Genomic DNA, 20,013 nt, shown 5'->3' with positions numbered 1-20,013 from the left:
TTTCCGTGCCGCTCGGGCAAGCCTCCATGCGCGCGTTCGGCGCCGCGCTCAACGACGCGCTGCTCGCTCTATCTACTTCTCCCCCTGCGGCCGGGCGCGACGCCGCGCTCCAGCACCTCATGCGCCGCACTGTGGAACTCGCAGCCCTCGATCCCGCACACCACGTTCCCACCTGCCCGGCAGCGTTGTGCACACACGACGCTTCGGCGATGCACGTGCTGCTCGTTGATGAACGCGCGGTGGTCGCGGAGGGTGGCGGCACGCGTACCCGACGCAAAACCGACTTTCAGGCGATGGTCGCTGCTGCTCGCTGCGTCCACCCTGATGCGATCTTCTGGCTTGGGCGTTCGAATGGCGACGGCCACGGCCGCTGGCTGTCTGAGTTGACAATGAGCAGCGCTACGTTGCCATTGCGCGTGCTTGACCCACGCGATTCGCTGTGCGCCGCCATCGGACAGGTCGATCATGTCTATACACTGTCCTCGCCCGAAGGCATGCACGCGCTCCTCGCTGGCGTGCCGTTGCATGTTTTCGGTACGCCGTGGTACGCCGGGTGGGGCCTCACGCACGACGTATACGACTTCGTCGAACGTACGGCGCGCCCATCGCTTGGCGATCTTTTCGAAGTGGGGTTCCAGCGTTTCGCATGCTACCTCGACCCAACGACATATACTCGCGGCACGCTCGAATCGTTTCTCGACAACGTCGAGTTGCAGCGTGCGATTGCGCGACGCTATCGCGACCTTGATCATGTGGTCGGACTACGCTTTCAATGGTGGAAACGCCCCTTCGCCACACCTTTCCTCACCGCGGGCGGCGGCACGCTGCGCTGGCATGCCGAACCAGCGTCAGTGCGGCCCGGAGAACGCGCCGCGCTTTGGGGTGCGCGTTGCGACCGAGGCTTGCCCGACGGTAGCGCACCGTTTCGCATCGAGGACGGCTTTCTGCATTCGTGCGGACTCGGCTCCGATATGAGCCGACCGCACAGCCAGGTCATCGATCTCCGCGGCCTCTACTTCGACGCTAGCAGCCCGAACGATCTCAGCACGCTGCTCAACGAGGCCGTGTTCAGCGAACGCGAGCTGGCACGTGCGGCGGCACTGCGCGCCCAGATCGTGGCCTGCGGGCTAACCAAATACAACCTCGGCAGGCGACGTCCCACATGGCGAGCCCCGGCCGGCAAGCAGGTGATCCTCGTCCCGGGCCAAGTAGCCGACGATGCGTCGATTCGTCTCGGGACCCGCCGCATCGCGGCAGTGGACGCCTTACTGAGAGAAGTTCGCGCGGCACGTCCGGACGCCTTTGTCATTTACAAGCCACACCCGGACGTGCTGTCCGGCAATCGCCAAGGTCTCGTCGAGATCGAGCATCTAGCCGACGTAGTCGACACGCAAGCGGACTTGATTTCGCTGATCGATGTCTCGCACGAAGTGCACACTATTTCTTCTCTATCGGGATTCGAGGCGCTCCTGCGCGGCAAGGCGGTATTCACTTACGGCCTGCCCTTCTATGCTGGTTGGGGCTTGACGCACGACGACCTCGCACCGCTACCGTGGCGCCAGCGCACGCTCTCACTCGACATGCTGACCGCTGGAGTGCTGCTTCGCTATCCGCTCTACTGGGACTGGCGACTGCGCCGCTTCACGACTCCCGAGCGCATCGTGCGCGAACTCGCGCCGCATGCCGCCCGGCCGCTTGCGCGCGTACGCAGCGATCCGCTGCGAGGCGCGCGCAAAATTTTTCGCTGGAGCCGAAACGCAATAGAACATATTTGGTGGCATACGCGACAACGCGCGCTAAATCACAACGAGGGCAACTCTCGTATTGTCAACGCACAATCGACGTCCTGAATAATTAATTTCTGAGAACAGACACACTGAACGGGGTTACAAGTATGAATATTTTTCCCATAGTACTTTGCGGCGGTAGCGGCACCCGGCTCTGGCCGATGTCTCGCGGCGGTTATCCTAAGCAATATCTGAAACTGAACGGCAACCATACGCTCGTCCAGCAAACCGCCTTGCGATTACGTGGCATCGAAAAAGTGTCCGCTCCAATCGTCATCACGAACAACGAACAACGCTTTCTCGTCGCTGAACAACTAAGGGAAGTGGGCGTCACGCCCTCGTCCATCATGCTCGAACCCGTGGGCCGCAACACCGCACCAGCCATCGCTGCGGCAGCATTCGTTGCCATACAACACGCCCCCGACGCGCTGCTACTCGTACTGCCCTCCGACCATGCGATCCGTAACGATGCAGCGTTCGCTGCTGCGGTACACGCCGCCGCCAGCATTGCCGCTGATCAATACCTCGTCACATTCGGCATCGCGCCGACCGAGGCGCACACGGGCTACGGCTATATCCGCCGCGGCACGCCGCTCGGCTACAACGCGAGCGCGTTCGCAGTCGATGCATTCGTCGAGAAGCCCGACGCCAAAACAGCTGCGCATTTCCTGTCGGAAGGCAGCTACGACTGGAACAGCGGAATGTTCATGTTGAAGGCATCCACCTTTCTCGACGAACTGCGTGTTCATCATCCGGAAATCGCAAAGCAGGCCGAGGTCGCGGTCGAGCGCGCGCAGAAGGACAAGGACTTTCTGCGTCTCGACGCCGAAGCGTTCACGGCATCGCCTAACGTCTCGGTCGACTACGCCGTAATGGAAAAGACAACGCGGGCAGCCGTCGTGGTTGCCGCCGACGATCTCGGCTGGAACGATATCGGCTCGTGGAGTGCACTCGCGGAGTTGTCCGACGCCGACGCCGAAGGCAACACTCTGCTCGGCGACGTGCTTCAGGAATCGGTTACGAATTCATACGTCCGCGCCGAGCACCGCATGGTCGCCGCCATCGGCGTGCAAAACCTCATCGTAGTGGAAACCGCCGACGCCGTGCTCGTGGCGCATCGCGACCGCGCCCAGGACGTGAAGAAGATCGTCGAGCGACTGAGTGAGTCCGGCCGTCACGAGTCGGTTACCCACCGTCGCGTCGTGCGTCCGTGGGGCTCGTATGAAGGCATCGACCAAGGTGAGCGCTTCCAGGTCAAGCGCATCATTGTGAATCCGGGCGCGCAGTTGAGCCTGCAAATGCACCACCATCGGGCGGAACACTGGATCGTCGTGAAGGGCACTGCGCTCGTCACGAACGGCGACAACGAGATTCTGCTTAGCGAGAACCAATCGACCTATATTCCGCTGGGCGTCACCCACCGCCTGTTCAACCCCGGCAAGATTCCACTCGAGCTGATCGAAGTGCAATCAGGCGCCTATCTCGGTGAAGACGACATTATTCGTTTCGAGGACACCTACGGACGCACATCGAGGGCCTAAACACTGCCTGCAAGTCGCCTGCGCCGCGCGCAGGCGCACGAGTCGTTTCCGCAGGTTCCCGGTAAACTGCTAATTTTACTTGCTCGCTCGGCCGTCCAACATCCTGATTGGCGATACCGCTGCCCCCTCGTGAAACCGAACGACAACCCAGCCGCCGCGCCTCGCGACGCCCGTCTCTCGCACCCGCTCCATGTCACCCTCGTCTGCAACACCGCCTGGGCGATCTACACGTATCGCCGGGGGCTATTGCGCGCGCTCACCCAGCGCGGTGCGCGTGTCAGCATCATCGCCCCACGCGACCGTACCTTCGATCCGCTTGAGCAAATGGGCTGCGAGTGCATCGACTTGCCGGTCGCCTCGAAAGGCACCAATCCGCTAGACGATCTGCGCACACTGCTCGCCCTCCTCAAGCACTATCGCGCGCTCAAGCCCGACGTCGTGTTCCATTACACGATCAAGCCGAATATCTACGGCTCGGTCGCGGCGGCACTTGCGCGCGTCCCCTCGGTCGCAGTCACGACGGGGCTCGGCTACGTATTCATCCAGAAGAGCCGCGCGGCACAGATTGCCAAGCGCCTCTATCGCTTCGCCTTCCGCTTTCCACGCGAAGTCTGGTTCCTCAATCACGACGATGAGACCGCCTTCCGCGAACAGAACCTGCTCGCGCATCCCGAGCGCGCGCGCCTGCTGCACGGCGAAGGCGTCGATCTGGACGAGTACGCATTCACGCCGCTGCCCGAGCGCAACGAGTTCGCGTTCGTGCTGATCGGCCGGCTGCTATGGGACAAGGGGGTGGGCGAGTACGTCGAGGCCGCGCGCCAGTTGCGCGCGCGCTATCCGCATGCGCGGTTTCGCCTGCTCGGTCCGGCGGGTGTCGACAACCCAAGCGCAATCACGCGTGAGGAAGTGGCCGCGTGGGAGCGCGAAGGCGTAATCGAGTATCTGGGCGAGACCGCCGACGTGCGCCCTTATATCGACGATGCAGACTGCGTCGTACTGCCGTCATATCGCGAAGGCGTGCCGCGCACGCTGATGGAAGCGAGTGCGATGGGCCGGCCGATCGTCGCAACCGACGTGCCTGGCTGCCGCGAAGTGGTTGCAGATAGCGAAAACGGCCTGCTCTGCGCGGCACGCGATGCGGGCTCGCTCGCGGCCGCCCTCTCACGCATGCTTGATATGGCCCCAACTGCGCGAGCAGCCATGGCTGAGCGAGGCCGGAAAAAAATTGCGAAAGAATTCGACGAACGGGTTGTGGTACAACGCTACCGGGAGCTGATCCGGGAGTTGACCGGATTGACGTTTTGAACGATTTCAGGGAACTCGGGAAAACAACATGGCAGTGACGAACTCCAAAGGCACGATCCTCGTCACAGGCGGCGCGGGCTACATTGGCTCGCACACCTGCGTCGAGCTTCTCAACGACGGGTATGACGTGGTCGCGGTCGACAATCTCGTCAACAGCCGCCGGGAATCGCTTGCGCGCGTCACGCAGATCACGGGCAAGCCGGTCGCCTTTTACGAAGCCGACGTGCGCGACGCGCAAGCGCTCTCGCGGATTTTCGAAGCGCACAAGATCACGGGCGTGATCCACTTCGCGGCGCTCAAGGCCGTGGGCGAATCGGTCGCCAAGCCGATCGAGTACTACCGCAATAACATCGACGGCCTGCTAGTCGTGCTCGACGTGATGCGCCAGCACGGCGTCAAGCAGTTCGTGTTTAGTTCGTCGGCGACGGTGTACGGCGTGCCCGAGCGCTCGCCCATCGACGAGACTTTCCCGCTTTCGGCGACGAACCCATACGGCCAATCGAAACTGATCGCCGAGCAGATCCTGCGCGACGTGGAGATCTCGGACCCGTCGTGGCGCATTGCGGTGCTGCGCTATTTCAACCCGGTGGGTGCGCATGAGAGCGGCTTGATTGGCGAAGATCCGGCAGGCGTTCCGAACAACCTCATGCCGTATGTCGCGCAGGTGGCGGTGGGCAAACTCGAGAAGCTGCGCGTGTTCGGCGGCGATTACCCGACCCCGGACGGGACCGGCGTGCGCGACTACATTCACGTGGTCGACCTCGCGCTGGGGCATCTCAAGGCGCTCGATGCGCTGGTCTCGCTCGACAAGGGCTTTGTCGTGAATCTCGGCACCGGGCAAGGCTATAGCGTGATCGAAGTCGTGAAGGCATTCGAGAAGGCGTCGGGCCGCCCTGTTCCCTATGAAATCGTCGCGCGGCGCCCCGGAGATATCGCGGAGTGCTATGCGAATCCTGCAACGGCGGAAAAGCTAATCGGCTGGAAGGCAAAGTTCGGAATCGAACGCATGTGCGTCGATCACTGGCGCTGGCAGGAGAAGAATCCGCGAGGGTTTGAGTAAAGCAAGAAGGAGCAGCGCGAGGCGCCGTTCAGCATGCGAGGACTAACTAGCATCGCAGACAACCTCAGCCGGCCGCTCGTGCCGGCGCTCCACCTACGCTCTGCAGCTTCGGCGCGCTCGAAGGCTGATACTCGGGCACCCAGCGGCGCAAATCACGACGCACTTCATCATCGCTGGGCACGCGATGCTGCATCAGCCAAGGCAGCAGTTCGTCGAGCAAGTTCTCAGGCACTTCCCGCGCACGTGCAATACGCAACTTCGGATGCGGCGTGCGGGTGGTGGCCTCATCGTCGGCAAGCAGTTCTTCGTACAGCTTCTCACCTGGCCGCAAACCCGTGAATGCAATGCGGATATGCTCTTCCGTGAAGCCATACAGGCGTATCAAATCGCGCGCGAGATCGACGATTTTGACCGGCTTACCCATGTCGAGAATAAAGATCTCGCCGCCGTGTCCCATGCTGGACGCCTGCAGCACGAGCTGTGATGCCTCGGGAATCGTCATGAAGAAGCGCGTGATCTCCGGATGCGTGACCGTCACCGGCCCGCCTTTCGCGATCTGCTGCTGGAACTTCGGGATCACACTGCCCGCACTGCCCAGCACATTACCGAAACGCACAGTCTCGAACTGGGTGCGCTCGCTCGTCTGCTGCAACGCCTGACACGTCATCTCCGCGAGACGCTTGCTCGCTCCCATCACGTTCGTCGGATTAACGGCCTTGTCCGTCGAGATGAGCACGAAATGCCGGACCTGGTGCTTGATCGCCGCCCGTGCCACGCGATAGGTACCCAGCACGTTGTTGCGGATCGCCTGCCACGCATTGAGCTCTTCCATCAACGGGACGTGCTTGTAGGCAGCCGCGTGGAACACGATGTGTGGCGTGTAGCGTGCCATCACCTGATCGAGCAGCAGCGCGTCCTTGGCGTCGCCGATGATCGGCACCACAGAAAGCTCAGGGAAGCGCTCGCGAATTTCCTCCGTGAGCCGGTACATCGCGTATTCGGACAGATCGAGGGCGACGAGCTGCGCAGGAACGAAGCGCAGGATCTGGCGGCACAATTCCGAGCCGATCGAGCCGCCTGCTCCCGTCACCATGACCACTCGCCCGCTCAGAAGAGCCTCGACGTGCGGTGTATCGATGTTGACCGCGTCGCGGCCGAGCAGGTCTTCCAGGTCGATGTTGCGGACCTGCGAAAGGAAACCCTGGCCAGGCGCGAGCTCCGTCAACGCCGGCAGCATCAACGCCTTCACGCCCGCGCGCAAACATTGCGAAGCGACATGCCGCTGGACATCCGCCGATGCGGAAGGAATGGCAATGATGGCGAACTCACAGCGCAACGCGCCAGCCCAGTGCTCGATGTCGGCGATGGGCCCCAGCACCTTGTAGCCATAGATCTCGCGCCCTTGCTTGGCCGGGTCGTCGTCGAGCAGGCCCACGAGGCGCCACTCCGCCGAACGCGACAGCTCACGCGCGAGACTCGCGCCGGCCCCGCCCGCCCCCACGACGATGACGGGCTTGCCCTGCGCAACAAGGCCGCCGTACAAATAGAACTCCTTGGTCGCGCGATAAACCGCGCGCGCGCCGCCCATGACGAAGAACAAGAGCAGCGGAGAGACGATCAGCACGGAACGCGGGATGATCGGCGACGGCTGCAGCATCACCGCGGCCACCATCGCGATGAGCGCGGCCGAGACGATCGCCTTCGATATGCGCATCAGATCAGGCAGGCTCGCGAAAACCCACATGCCGCGATACAGCCCGAAAATGCGGAACATGACGGCGTAGACCGGCAACACCCAGGCCAAGTTGTCGACGGCACCGTGCCAGAACTCAGTCGGAACGGACGCGTTGAAACGCAGGAGATAAGCCGTCAGCCATGCGGCGGCCACCGCGCCGATATCGAATAGAAAAGCGCTGAACGAGAGCCAGGTGGCTTTATTGCGGAGCATCAGCGTTCGACCTCAGGATTTTCTGGTGAGGGACTGGAAACGGCGCCAGCGCATATCAATCGCCGCGCCCATCAGAACGAGAACGACAGCCCAACCTGCAACGATCCCCCACTGCAGAGCCGTGGATAATGCCAAGGCCCAAAGAGCAAGTATTATGCCGGCAAACATCACCAGATACCACGTCAGTGCCGTTGCCGCATGACCGGTCCCGAGACGAACCATGCGTTGATAGTAGTGTTCGCGGTGCGCTTGCCAAAATTTCTCTCCACGCAGGAGCCGACGGATCAAGGTCACCGAGGCGTCGCCAATAAAGGGCGAGAACACGAGTGCCGGGAACCAGATAGGCCAGGCGCCGCTGTGCCAGCCCCAGTAGCCAAGTGCGCCGGCAAGAAAGCCCGTGGGGATCGACCCGGCATCGCCAAGAAAAATCTTCGCGGGGTGAAAATTGAAGAGCAAAAATCCCCCCGCTGCTCCCGCGACCGCGGCGCAAGCCCAACTCAACTCACGCGTCGGCACCGGCCCGAGCAGGGCAGCAACCGCGTACGCGCCGAAGCCGAACAGCGCCATGCCGCCAGCCAGGCCATCCGAGCCGTCCATGAAATTGTAGAGATTGACCAGCCATAACATCAAGAATGCCAGGCCGGCAAGGCACCACCAGGGAACCGGGGCCGGATACACAACGATTAGAGCCAGAACGGCGACGAAATGCGCCGCAAAGCGCACGCGCGCAGGCAAGCCGCGCCGGTCGTCGATCTGCGAGACCGCCGCCAGGAAAGCAACGGCAACGGCGATCAGCCACAGCGATGGAGCCAGAAGCAGTATCGCCAGCACGATCACAGGCATCATGCCCCAACCGCCAACGCGCGGCGTCGGACGCACATGAAGCGAACGCTCGTTCGGAATATCGGTGGCAAGACGCCAGGCAAGGCCGGTCCTCAGCAGCACGCCTAACACCGCAGCGCACAATGCGGCGCAAATGACTGCGATCGCCGCGGCGCACAGGGATATCGACATGGGTGCCTGCAACATCAGCTTCAGCGCTCTCCGTTAGTTCAATGCGTGGAACGATACCAGCGCGCCGTCGCGGCCAGTCCTTCGTCCAGGGTATAGGGGCCGTTCCATTCGAGCGTCTTACGAATGCGCGAGTCATCGACTCTCAAACTCTGGGTCAAACGGTCCATTTGCGCGGCACGCCCCGTCACCATGCCTGCCGTACGCAGCAGCGACACGGGTATCGGAAGGAGCCGCGCCGGACGGCCCAGATGCTGCCCCAGCGCACGCAGCAACCCCGCCACCGACGGATCCTGATCGTCGCGAACGTAAAAGCAGGCGTTCGCAGCACGTGGGTCGGTGGCGCAGCGCATGAGGGCATCGGCAAGGTTTTCAACGTAGACGAGACTGCGGCGCGCATCAACCGCTCCGAGCGGTAGCGGCAAACGTCGCCACAGCGCATTCATCATCTGGAGAAAATTCGCGCCAACGCCCGGACCATACACGAGCGGCGGCCTCACGATCACGATTTCAAGCCCGCTCTGTTCGCCATATTGCCAGAGTGCCTCCTCCGCCTGCAGTTTCGAGAGGCCATACGCGTCATCAGGGGCCGCCGGCATCGATTCGGCAAGCGGCACGCCAGCATCGAACTCTGCCGCAGCCTTCACGCTGCTCACGAACACCATGCGCTGCGCACCGTGTTCGCGGGCGGCGCGCGCCACGCGCAACGCGCCTTCGACGTTGGTTGCACGAAAGGCCGCGAGCGGGTCCACCGCCGTGTCGTTCATTACGTGCACGCGCGCGGCGAGGTGCACGACACAATCGGGTACGAGTTCGCGCGGCCAGGCCTCAGCAAGGCCTGCGAAGTCCGTCCCGCCATGGGCCCATTCGCGCGCGGCGCCCGCGTCCGCTGACGTGCCGACGCGCCGTACGAGCGCCGTCACGTCGTGACCGTTGGCCGCCAACGTGCGGCACACGGAGCGGCCGACGAACCCATTCGCACCAGTGACCAGGATGCTGCTCACAGCCACTTCCACCCGAAGCGGTTGAAGAACTTGAAAGCTGATGCCACGAACATGCGGATATGCGCCCAACCCTTGCGCGATGCGCCACCGCCGTGGTGAAGGACGCGCGCAGCTGGCAAATAGACCACGCGCGCGACGTCGTGCGTGCGCAGACTTAAGTCGTAGTCTTCAAAATAGAGAAAATATCGCGGATCGAAGCCTGCGAGCCGCTTGAGTACAGTCGTGCGAAACAACATCAAACAGCCACTCACGATCGGCGGATCCCAGAGCGTCTCCGACTCGTTAATTTCAGCACGCATTTCATAGCGCGCCAGTCGGGTAGCGAAGAGGCGACGCACGACACCCGGCATGAAGCCGCGCACAAAGAGATCGAGAAGTGTCGGATATTGGCGGCACAAGTACTGAAGTTGCCCCCTGTCATCGACAATGGCCGGCGTCACCAGCCCCACCTCAGAACGCGCCTCCATGAACGCAACCGCCGTTGCCAGCGCGAAAGGATCCATCTCGACATCGGGATTGAGGATCAAATGATAGCGACTCGCCGCCGCTTCGATCGCGAGATTGTGGCCCTGACCGTATCCCACGTTGCCATGGCCGCTCATCACCGTGTAATCAATGCCCGCCCGAGTAAGTTCGACGAACACATCTCCCAGATCTGGCAGACCGCCATTGTCCACCAAGTACAAATGCACGGCCATGTCTGGCTCATCCCTCGCCAGGGACAAAGCGGAGGCTGTAAAACTCGCGAGCGTCCGCTGAAGAAGGGGTAGATTGGGCTGGAAGACGACCACAGACGCGGATAAACCGCGACAGTCGTTGCTGATTGGCACACGCATCGTCATTCGAAATCGCGGCCGTCGTGCGTGACTCGCATAGGCGCTTAAAAGGGCCGGAAAAACAAGTAGTTTCCTAAAAATGTGCAGGGCCGGCAACTGGCTTTTCCTTTTGTTACGGGGGATGCGCCCCAACGATCCAAGCAGTCGCCGTGCTTTCCGAAAGTATCGTTGTATTTTTGCAACACAACAGCAGTGGTGGCAGATCGGCTCCATCGCCGATCCTGCCACAGCAAACGCTTATAGATACCAGACAGCTCGACGTGAACTAAATACACATTCCTGCAGCGCTTGCTAAGCCCGGCTCCGCCGCGCCCCCCCGCCCGCCGGGAAGCGGATAGGTACCGCTCCTGGTCGCATTCGCGCGCGACGAACGTGCTTTCAACCTTCGATTGCGACAATTGGCGGCCTCATCGAAAACGCTTCTCTACAAACAATGGACGAAACTACGGCCTCGCTTTGTAGCAAGGCTTACTGGTCCAAGCGATATCGGGCTGGAGGCGGTTCGGGAGCCTGGCCTTACGGCAGGCTGGCAGAGTTCAAGGGCAAAGCGGCCAACAACTTCGTTAGTGAATAATAGATCAATTCAGTCGTCGAATTCGGCTGCGGCGAAGGACAACAACTCAAGCACGCGAATTATCCTGCATGTCTCGGCTACGCTGCGACAGACGGAAGTGTAGCTGTGTACCGCTTCCTGTGGAGCAACGACTCAAAACAAGCATTTCGAAATATCGCGCAATACAAACACGAACATGCCGACCTGCCCCTGTCACTCGATGTCATCTTCCATTTAATTGAAGATGACGCTTTCCGTTACTAGGTGAGTTGGCCTTTTTCTCGGCAAACCGCTACATCATCATCTATTCGTCGAACCAGGGCAGCAGTTGGCCTGATTCTCACGGAAAGCATCGGAAATCCACGAATTGGGTCGAAGAATATCACGCCGATCTCGAGATGGTCCTCATTTCCCGAATCGGTACCCGATTCGCGAAAACAAGATACGCCGAGGATACGCATGCGCTTCTCATTTCTCGTTGCCGCGCACCGCGACAACCTGATTGCCAGTGGAAATTGCTCAATATGCAACACGCACCATTTCCCATTGTGCAAGGAAAATCCGACAGCGTAGGGCTGGCCGCACCAGTTTGCCTTGATCACGTGGCGTTGAAATTGGGGCCACCGAATGCCCGGTCGATTCTGCAAGTGCTGACGCCGATAAGGTAAGCTATCGGCATAGTTGAATGGACATCACCGTCAGAAATGGTGACAATTCGGTACTAGCTTAATACAGCGTAGCCCATTAGAACGTCAACATTGGGCCGCCAGCGCGGACAACGCTACTCGAAGACAACCGAATCACCCTATCGCGGTCTAGCCAAGAATATTCTGTTATTCACTTTTGCCCAGCTCCATGCCCTCGTCGCCTCGCCCGGAAAGTTCCAACAACGCGCAAGCTGCAAGCAACACACCTTCTTCCCCGAATCTATTGCGACGTCTACGCAATCGCCTGATTGCCCCTGTTACTCTCGCTCTCGAGGCGGAAATCGCAGCGCGTAGTGCCGAAGCGCAAGAGCTGAGACGAGCGCTTGCGGCACAGGCCAGTGACCACACCAATCGCTTGGCCGAAGTCCGCATTCGCGCGTTAGAGGAAGAGGTCAAAGCGTTGACTACAACGTTTGCCACAAGAACTGCTGCGTATCAGGAGGAAATCGCACGGATTACGGCGGCATGGTCACAAGAAAGAGAGAGGACACAAAGCAAGCTGCTTGAGCTAACAGAGGCGATGGCTCCACAGGCGGCGCTACGGCAAGAGGAACGAGACATCATCGTAGCCAACATCCGGGAGTTGTCAGGAGCACTCGCTTCGGAGGCCACCGAGCGGCAGGAAGAAAACGCCAGTCACGTTCGGGCCATCAACGAACTGCGCGAACATGCAACACAGGATGCCAGCGTTGCGGACGCGCTTCTGGCGAGCGCATTGGACGCGCTTCTAGCGCTCGAAGTGCAGCATACGGCCGCGATTGCCGCAACCACTACTCCGCGCGTTAGCGTAATCGTTCCTGTCCGTAACCGGCCAAGTCTAATCAGAGAGGCGCTCACCAGTCTTCAGGCGCAGAGTATGCCTCACTGGGAAGCGATTGTGATCTCGGATGGCTCGACCGACGCAACTGACGACGTTGTTCGTGAGTTAGCTGCGGCTGATTCGCGAATCCAATTATTCAGCATCCCCGCTTCGGGAGTCTGCGCTGCGCGAAATGAAGGGCTAGCCCGCGCGCGCGGGGACATCATTGCATATCTCGACTCGGATAATCGGGCACTTCCGAATTACCTCATGCACGTGGTGAGTGCGCTCGACGCCTCACAAGCGACACAGTCCGTCTATGCAGCAGTTGTTGGCGACACCCCGAACTTCGGCGGCAGGCATGTGCTTTGGCGCCCGTGGAGCCGGGAAGCGCTCATCCACGGGAACTACATCGACCTGAATGTATTCGCCCACCGGCGTTCGCTTTACGAGCAATACGGTGGATTCGACAATGAGTTGACCCGTCTTGTGGACTGGGATCTGATCCTGCGCTACACGGGACATCACACGCCCCTTCGCTTGCCTATAGCGGGCGTTCTCTATCGGACGGGCGGTACTGATCGCATTACGCGTAGTACTGATATGCGGCGTAACCATCTCCTGATTTATCGCAAATGGTTACCAAAGGTCACCACCGAACTGCGTGTGCTCGTTGCTGTACAAGACGGTTCACAACTGCCCCGCGCAGATATCGAGGCAGAGATACGTGCTCTGCAACGGGCGGGCGCAACGATTGAAGTTTGGTCCCACAAAGTGACGCCGGTAGATACCTGCCGTTTCGCCCGCGTGCACAACGAATCGCTCATGAGCACAGTTGAGTCATTCAAGCCCTTCGTTTTGCACGCAATCGGACTTGAGGTACTTTCCGCCGCAATGGAAGTCGCTCGCACACAAGAACTTTCGTTGACACTGCGAGCCGAGAGCACAGAACGCAACCCAGAAGCGCTGGCGGCACTGGCTCAACACGAATGCATCGCACGCGCCGACATCCTTCCTAACCAGGTAGCGGCCATTGCGCCGCGTCCGTGGATCCATGTCACGCCGGTTGTCTTCGATAGCACTCAAATTATTCCTCCGCGAGACATCGCCTCTAGCAAAACTCCGACACTTGTCATTCAGGTCGTCACATCCGCTTCGGCGCGCGAACTGCGTACGCTCCTAGGCGTTTCAAAGCGACTGCCCGCATTTCGATTTGCAATCCTGATGGATTCAGCGCCCGACGATGTCTCAAATGTCGAGATATTGAAAGCTGAAGTTGCGAAATATGATTCGAACGTTGAGCTTCACGTCGACTTGCCAATTGAGCAATGCAATGGGCTTATGTCTCAGGCCAGCCTCTATCTCGAAGGCTCCTCGTACTACGACGATGATCCTGGTTTGATACCCGTGGGCCCCACGAGGGCGGTGATCAACGCATTGGCTTACGGCACGCTACCGCTGATGCGCAGGTCAGCAGGTTTTGCCGAAACGATTAGTGAAATTGGGATGCTCTACGACGATATCGAAGATCTCGCAACGCGCATCGCCGAAACTACGGCGTGGGACGGTACAACATGGCTGCAACGCAGGATTGCAGCGATAGATTTCGCGTTCGACCGTCATGCCGACGACATGATGCTACGGCCATTATTCGACACTTGGTGCCAACTCGCTGGCATATCAGTTGAAACACCATGTAATGCACCATGATCAGCGTATAGCCCTTCGACACTACCCTCGCTACAGTCTTGAGAAATTGTTGGCGGCACTACACGTCGAACCGCCTAGCCACCAGCCGCCTTGGCCTCGAAGTCCGGATCGGCGGAAACCATGCGGAGTTCCAGCTGTAGAAGTTTGATGGCGTGCTTGCGCCAGATGCGTTGCACGCTCGAGACCGGCACGTCGCCGAGTTCTGCCGCGGGCTTGTAGCTGCTCCAATACGCCGCGCAGTGGCGTGGGATTGCGCTTGAGAGCGCGGTTGAGCACCCATGCTTCCAATCTGGCGAGCGACTGACTGGGGCGCATGATACTGTCGCGTAACTCTACATCATCCAGTAGTGGGATCAACTTCGCGCGTCGCACGTCCGCCGCACGTGTCGTTCGGCTGGGCGCCGCCGACGGCAGTTGCGCCCGATCGGCATCCACCAAATTCATCTTTCCCACGGCCAGTAGATGAGATGAACACAGCTGGGGCACCCCTTCAATGACACAATGGGCCAATCACTCCCCAAAACCCATCGGCTTATACACGGTAGCCGAGATCTTGTTGCAGCCAAAGCGCCAGCCGCTAGCGCACATCACCGGCGTTTGGCCCATCGGACCAAAGCTCTTTCCGCTCACATCGTCACTGCGCAATCCCAAATTGTTCAGGGGGCAACTCAGTACTCTGCCCACCACAACTCCAAACTGTTATCCTGATACCCCGTTGGAAAGGCCTGAAGCAGGATGATCGCCGTTGCTTTCGGGTCCTCTCGACATCAAACGACTGACCTCAACTCTAATTGGCAAAGAATATGGATTTTTCTCGGATAAGCGGAGCCAGTGACCGCCTTATCGCAGGTCCTTTTCTCGGCGAATTCGGCTGGGAATTGATGCAATGGCAAGGCTTTGTACGCCATCTGTCGCGCTTCTACAAGACAACCGTTGTCTATGGTCGAAAATCCTCCGAATACTTTTATCGGGATTTTGCATCGGAATTTCATGCAGTCGAAATCGATTCATGGGATACAGATTTTTATGAAGTATATCGCTTTGACTATCAAAAGTGGGCAGAGCCATTCCAGTCGTGCGATCTTTTGCTAGCGAACAACGATTGTCACGCGTTACGTGACACATTTAACCAAGAATTTATCAAATTCGGGCGCCCCTCACTTGGCCGCTCATATGACGTAGTCATACATGCCAGGGCAATCCCAAATCTGGAGGGGAATAAAGCCAAATCCTCACGGAATTGGCCTACCGGACATTGGGATGAACTCTGCCGCTCACTAAAGGGTTTTAAGATAGCGGCCGTTGGAATCCCGGAACTATCATATCTGCCCGAGGGAGTCGTCGATCTTCGGGGCATCGATACAGAATCGCTTTGCTCTGTTTTGGCCAGTTCTCGTGCGTGTGTAGGGCCATCTTCAGGCGTAATGCACTTGGCAACGCTTTGTGGCACACCTCATGTTGTGTGGACTTCGCGGGACTTTACGTGGGGATTTGGAGGTACCGCATACAGATATACAAGAAGCTGGAATCCTTTTGCCACCCCAGCGGTCGTCCTGACCGAAATGGGAATTATGCCGTCTGCCGAATACGTGAGAGAAAATATTATAAAGATACTTGAGATAACACGATGGTCTCCCCGACGACGCCCACTCAGATTACCCCACTCCCTTATTCCGAAATATCGGGCTTAGAATGCTTTAGGAGTCTTCGGTAAAACCTGGTACCTGGCAGGATGAAAGAACGCAAACTATACCCGATTGATATATCGGATGGCGGATGGAGAGGTGGCCTCGCTCTTACGGGCAGTCCTCTGAGATTTTTAGGTGAAACATCTGGGGTAGTCATGCTGCCAATTTATCGCGGACAGCGTACGAAGTATGCCTCGTCCAGCGCCTGATCGCCCAGGTTCGAACGGGGCCGTCGGTTCTACAGCTCGATATTCGCCTATGTCGACCAGCCTCACAGCGAGGGCACAGGAGGCTGGCTCAGCATGACATTTATTCAGTGGTCCGATAAACCTGCGCGGACGATTTAACATCAGAACGCAATTTGATCACACGCTCAACTTCAGCATCACCGATTTGATCGACTCGTGGCGCGAACAGAGCGCGCCCCCGCGGGTCGACATCACCGACAGGCTCGCACATATAATAGACGGCAAAGCTCTTTCTATAAATTCCATCCGGTTGAACAAGTGGTCGACTCATTCCGTGCCATGAATTTTGCGTCGTATCAAACAGAATAGCACGATTGAATTTCGGCTCGACTTCCTTGATCAATTTTCCCGGCTTTTCGCCCTCATTGTCGTGCGCCCACAGGCCGAGATATCCACCGTGCTCAGGACGGAGATCTTCAGACAGGTAAATAATGATATTCAGCCGACGCTGGAGCGCCATTTTCGGATGTATTGAGTAATCGAGGTGCGGATTCAAGTTTCCGCCACTCGCATGCATGTGCCAGCCACCACCGTGTAGACCATTGTCTGCATGGAGTGGTACACCCACATACGATTCGAGCTTTTCAATAAATTCACGAGAATTCAGGTAGGAAAATACCCGGTATGTGAGCGCGGGAAAGGCGTTCCAGTCATTCAACGCCTTCTTGTTCTCGATCTGATTGTTGTAAAAATACCACTTTTCGCTATCGTAGCCAAGAAATTCACGGTCGAGTGCCCGCGCGGTATCGACAGAAAAAAAATCATCGATCACGCAGTGATCGAAAGGTTCCGCACTTTTGAAGGTGCGGAGAGCATTTATAAGAGCTTCGCTATTAATCACTTGTTCACCCAATGGTCCCCATACGCCCTGAACAGGCCCATCTAAAATAGAATCGCCGTCCGTAAACTGGAGATTGTTCCACATTTCAAATTACGCCACACTCGGTCAGAACGATAAGTGTGGCTGCCGCATCAGCCAAAGGACTTCTCTCGCACTTTCCCCTTCGGGTCAGTGCTGAAAAAACGGGGCTCGAGTCCTTCGAGCCCGGTCCCTCACTTTCGCCAACTGCCCAACATCGTTGCTCGCGCTGCGGGATCGAGTAGCGCAAACCATCCGGCTGGCCACATAGCGCGTTGAAACTCATCCCACAGGGACTCTGCCCCGGCCCCAGGATCCGGCAAACTGACTAGCGTCGTGTTTGCAGCATGACCGCTCGCGTCAACGCGATGCGGAAATGCGCCAAGATAGGCAGCCTCGCTACTTTCCGGACTAGACAGCAAGCGTTGCCATCCCTGCGCGATCAACGGCTTTAGATCCCAAAGTTCCGCGTTTCGTGGCAGGAACGGCAACGCATCGTCCACGAAGCGCAGGCATGCCTCGTGTGCGGTCTCCAAGAATCTACGTTGGGCCGGGCTATAGGAATCTTCGGCGTAAGTCACAGAAAACCCCTTTCCATTCGAAGATGTGCTCAGATCCACAACCGTCGTATTGTTTGCACTCACAAGCACTTCCAGCAGCGAAAGTGATGCGCCGACCACATCCTGCGGCCGAGCCATGTTCGGCAGTACAAGAGGCGATTGTGGTTGTGCACAATCTTTGCGATCGAAGAAATAACTACTCGCGTTTATCGAACCCGGGATCACCGAATTCGAACGTGTGTTAAGGCCAAAAAAATAGGCACTGACCTGCAACGCAGGATCAATCTCTTTCAGAATAGCCTCTAGCGGCTCCAACAGACTGCCCGCCCACCCAAAGTCAACTAAACCAACCTTTCCCGTACCACGCAAACCCGCGACACCTTCGTAGTAGTCGCGCAGAGCAGCCCTGCGCTCACCCGCTCTCTCAAGAACGATCGGAGCCATGGCCTTGATCAGATCAGCCAGCTTTGCCTGAACTTCTCTATAGTTCAGATCTGCACCAAAACTGCGTTCAATTGGTGCATGGACGTCGCTGATGCCGATCGAAGCACCGCACCTTTGCGCCTCATCCGCCGTAACATGAAAAATATCGAGATATTCGGCAAGCGTCGTTCCTTTCGAATAACCAATGCTGCGTATGGCATTAGCAACGTCCCTCCCTGGACGCAGATTATTGCTATAGAGTAGGCGTCTTGACGCCAAAACATAGTGCCCTTCGGCGGACAATCCGGCGTGACTTTGTATACGTTCGTAAGTTTTTGCCGGTAACCAACCATCCCGTGCGAGAAATAGAATTTTACTTAGACCAGCCCGCTTCGCCCGCGCACCCAGCCAGCCTGTAAAACCAAGTATGGTCGGTCCGAGAATTTCATAGCCGATATGCTTCGCCAGTTTCTCCGACGCACCGTCGTTAGAAGCCTCTACACCGAGTCGGTGAGCATGCGACAAACCGAGCCCAATAGAGACCGATGGATTTCCGATATTAATACCGGTGGTATCAATCAGTTGCTGCGCGTAAGGCTGAACGTTCGCAGCTTCGACGAAATGAATCGCACGCCAACCCATCGCTTCGGCAGATACCTTGTCCGAATGAAAATTGTCGCCGGTGTGCAGAAATTTTTGTGCCGGTATGCCCCATGCAAGGCGTACCTTTTCGAATAGCTGCCGTTGCCCCTTGCCGACACCGTATTCGCAAGAAACATAAACTTGTGCACCTTCGAAACCCTGGTTCACGAGCACGCTTGCCAAAAACTCCGACGGCAAGTACATGTCGCTTACGAAGATGACACGCTTGCCCGCCCTCTTCGCTTCACTATACCAACCCAACACTTTTGGATTGGCAACGAGAACGCTGCGTTCAATATCGAGCTCAGCGTCCCTCAAAGCATTCAACTCAGCGCCTTTGATCGAAAGAGCTTCGCCAAGAACGGCATAGATATCGTCGATACCAATTTCAACAGTGCCTTGCAAACGCTGCGCCCGCTCTCGCGCCTCTCGCTCCGCCCAGAACCGCACGTCGGCGACCCCAAAATTCTCACTCGTGCGAAGATGAGGGAAACGGAATTGAAGGAGGTCGAACACCGAAGTCGGATGGGCGACCTTTCTCACCAATGCGGTGTCAAAAATGTCGAACGATACAACATCAACGTCATCCAACTGGCTAAGAAAGACTTCATCAGGGATTCCATGCGCGACGATTCGACCAACAGGTCCGTAGTGCGCAGGGAACTGCTCTGGGACTTGGCCAAATCTGTCCGCTGAAAGGGGCCAGCCTCGCAACGAATTTCCGGTGCAAGGTGCAACGGCCCCTGCCGCCACTGAAAGGAAATGCCCGAGCGGCTCGATACATTGCTCCCGTAGTGACGGATTGCTCTCTAGATACCATCGCACATCGAACAGTGGATTCGGATTCTTTCCCTCCCTCCACCCGTGGGCCAAGTAGTGCTGCAACGGGTCCATACCCGACGCCACAACCTCAGGATATTCAGCGATATACCACTTGCCATCGAAGTGCGACTCGAGCCCTGCTGGACTGACGTTTTGCGACTGTCGTGGCAAGATATTGTCAACCGCGCTAACGCGTGCCAAGCTCTCCGCGATGCCTTTTCGTCGGGCAGCAATGAAACGCAATCGTGCAGGTATCCGATGGGGTGTAATGGTCCACCAGATCAGCTTGGCCGTACGCCGAAGCGCAAAAACAACATTGGGTGACATACGGCTCGCGGTCCGCCGCAGCGGACCGGTCATGCGCCAGAAGGTGCTCGATTCGAGCATATGAATTCGAACTGCCAATTCACCACGCTCAGCTTCCAACTGCCGAATCGTCTGAAGTTGTGAATCAGAGACCCTTCGCAAATCCGATACCAGTTCTTCCATCTCAGACACTTTTCGGTCCAT

11 protein-coding genes are annotated in these 20,013 nt (G+C 58.3%); 5 read left to right on the top strand and 6 right to left on the bottom strand.

What is annotated here, in order from left to right; translation table 11 throughout:
• Window positions 1-26 precede the first annotated feature (26 nt).
• The 4 genes from BO1_RS51285 to galE all read left to right on the top strand — a co-directional run bounded on the left by BO1_RS51285 (window position 27) and on the right by galE (window position 5,693).
• Window positions 27-1,850 carry a capsular polysaccharide export protein, LipB/KpsS family gene (locus BO1_RS51285; RefSeq protein ID WP_245643809.1) on the top strand — a complete coding sequence of 608 codons (1,824 nt, stop codon included), beginning with the start codon at window positions 27-29 and terminating at the stop codon, window positions 1,848-1,850.
• A gap of 44 nt (window positions 1,851-1,894) precedes the next feature.
• Window positions 1,895-3,328, top strand: coding sequence for a mannose-1-phosphate guanylyltransferase/mannose-6-phosphate isomerase (locus BO1_RS15635; RefSeq protein WP_028218349.1), 1,434 nt, complete (start codon window positions 1,895-1,897; stop codon window positions 3,326-3,328).
• 129 nt (window positions 3,329-3,457) lie between these two features.
• Window positions 3,458-4,633, top strand: a complete 1,176-nt coding sequence (locus tag BO1_RS15630) for a glycosyltransferase family 4 protein (RefSeq protein ID WP_028218348.1) — start codon at window positions 3,458-3,460, stop codon at window positions 4,631-4,633.
• 28 nt (window positions 4,634-4,661) lie between these two features.
• Window positions 4,662-5,693: a UDP-glucose 4-epimerase GalE gene (galE, locus tag BO1_RS15625; RefSeq protein ID WP_028218347.1), complete on the top strand. Its 1,032-nt coding sequence runs from the start codon at window positions 4,662-4,664 to the stop codon at window positions 5,691-5,693.
• A 64-nt stretch (window positions 5,694-5,757) separates the two neighbouring features.
• Here the strand turns inward: galE and BO1_RS15620 are convergent, their stop codons facing one another.
• The 4 genes from BO1_RS15620 to BO1_RS15605 are packed head-to-tail and all read right to left on the bottom strand — an operon-like array spanning window position 5,758 to window position 10,498.
• Window positions 5,758-7,641, bottom strand: a complete 1,884-nt coding sequence (locus tag BO1_RS15620; protein WP_028218346.1) for a polysaccharide biosynthesis protein — start codon at window positions 7,639-7,641, stop codon at window positions 5,758-5,760.
• Window positions 7,642-7,653: 12 nt separating this feature from the next.
• A complete protein-coding gene (locus BO1_RS15615) occupies window positions 7,654-8,655 on the bottom strand; it encodes an MraY family glycosyltransferase (RefSeq protein ID WP_245643808.1) in 1,002 nt (333 codons plus the stop codon).
• A gap of 38 nt (window positions 8,656-8,693) precedes the next feature.
• The gene (locus BO1_RS15610) at window positions 8,694-9,656 is read right to left on the bottom strand and encodes an NAD-dependent epimerase/dehydratase family protein (RefSeq protein WP_028218344.1); all 963 of its coding nucleotides are present in this window, start codon (window positions 9,654-9,656) and stop codon (window positions 8,694-8,696) included.
• Entirely contained in the window at window positions 9,653-10,498 is an 846-nt protein-coding gene (locus tag BO1_RS15605; protein WP_028218343.1) for a glycosyltransferase, read from the bottom strand. The genes BO1_RS15610 and BO1_RS15605 overlap by 4 nt, the downstream gene beginning before the upstream one ends.
• Before the next feature lie 1,402 nt (window positions 10,499-11,900).
• Between BO1_RS15605 and BO1_RS56385 the strand changes: the two genes are divergently transcribed.
• Complete coding sequence (locus BO1_RS56385; protein WP_156992270.1) at window positions 11,901-14,261, top strand: glycosyltransferase; 2,361 nt, start codon at window positions 11,901-11,903, stop codon at window positions 14,259-14,261.
• A 1,997-nt stretch (window positions 14,262-16,258) separates the two neighbouring features.
• Here BO1_RS56385 and BO1_RS57545 read toward each other — a convergent pair.
• Together BO1_RS57545 and BO1_RS59150 are read right to left on the bottom strand one after the other, a co-directional pair.
• Window positions 16,259-17,122 carry a 2OG-Fe(II) oxygenase gene (locus BO1_RS57545; protein ID WP_245643807.1) on the bottom strand — a complete coding sequence of 288 codons (864 nt, stop codon included), beginning with the start codon at window positions 17,120-17,122 and terminating at the stop codon, window positions 16,259-16,261.
• 128 nt (window positions 17,123-17,250) lie between these two features.
• Entirely contained in the window at window positions 17,251-19,992 is a 2,742-nt protein-coding gene (locus BO1_RS59150) for an HAD family hydrolase (protein WP_156992269.1), read from the bottom strand.
• Window positions 19,993-20,013: the final 21 nt, after the last annotated feature.

This window comes from Paraburkholderia oxyphila NBRC 105797 (assembly GCF_000685075.1).
GTDB lineage: Bacteria > Pseudomonadota > Gammaproteobacteria > Burkholderiales > Burkholderiaceae > Paraburkholderia > Paraburkholderia oxyphila.
This window is presented reverse-complemented; position numbering and strand designations above follow the sequence as displayed.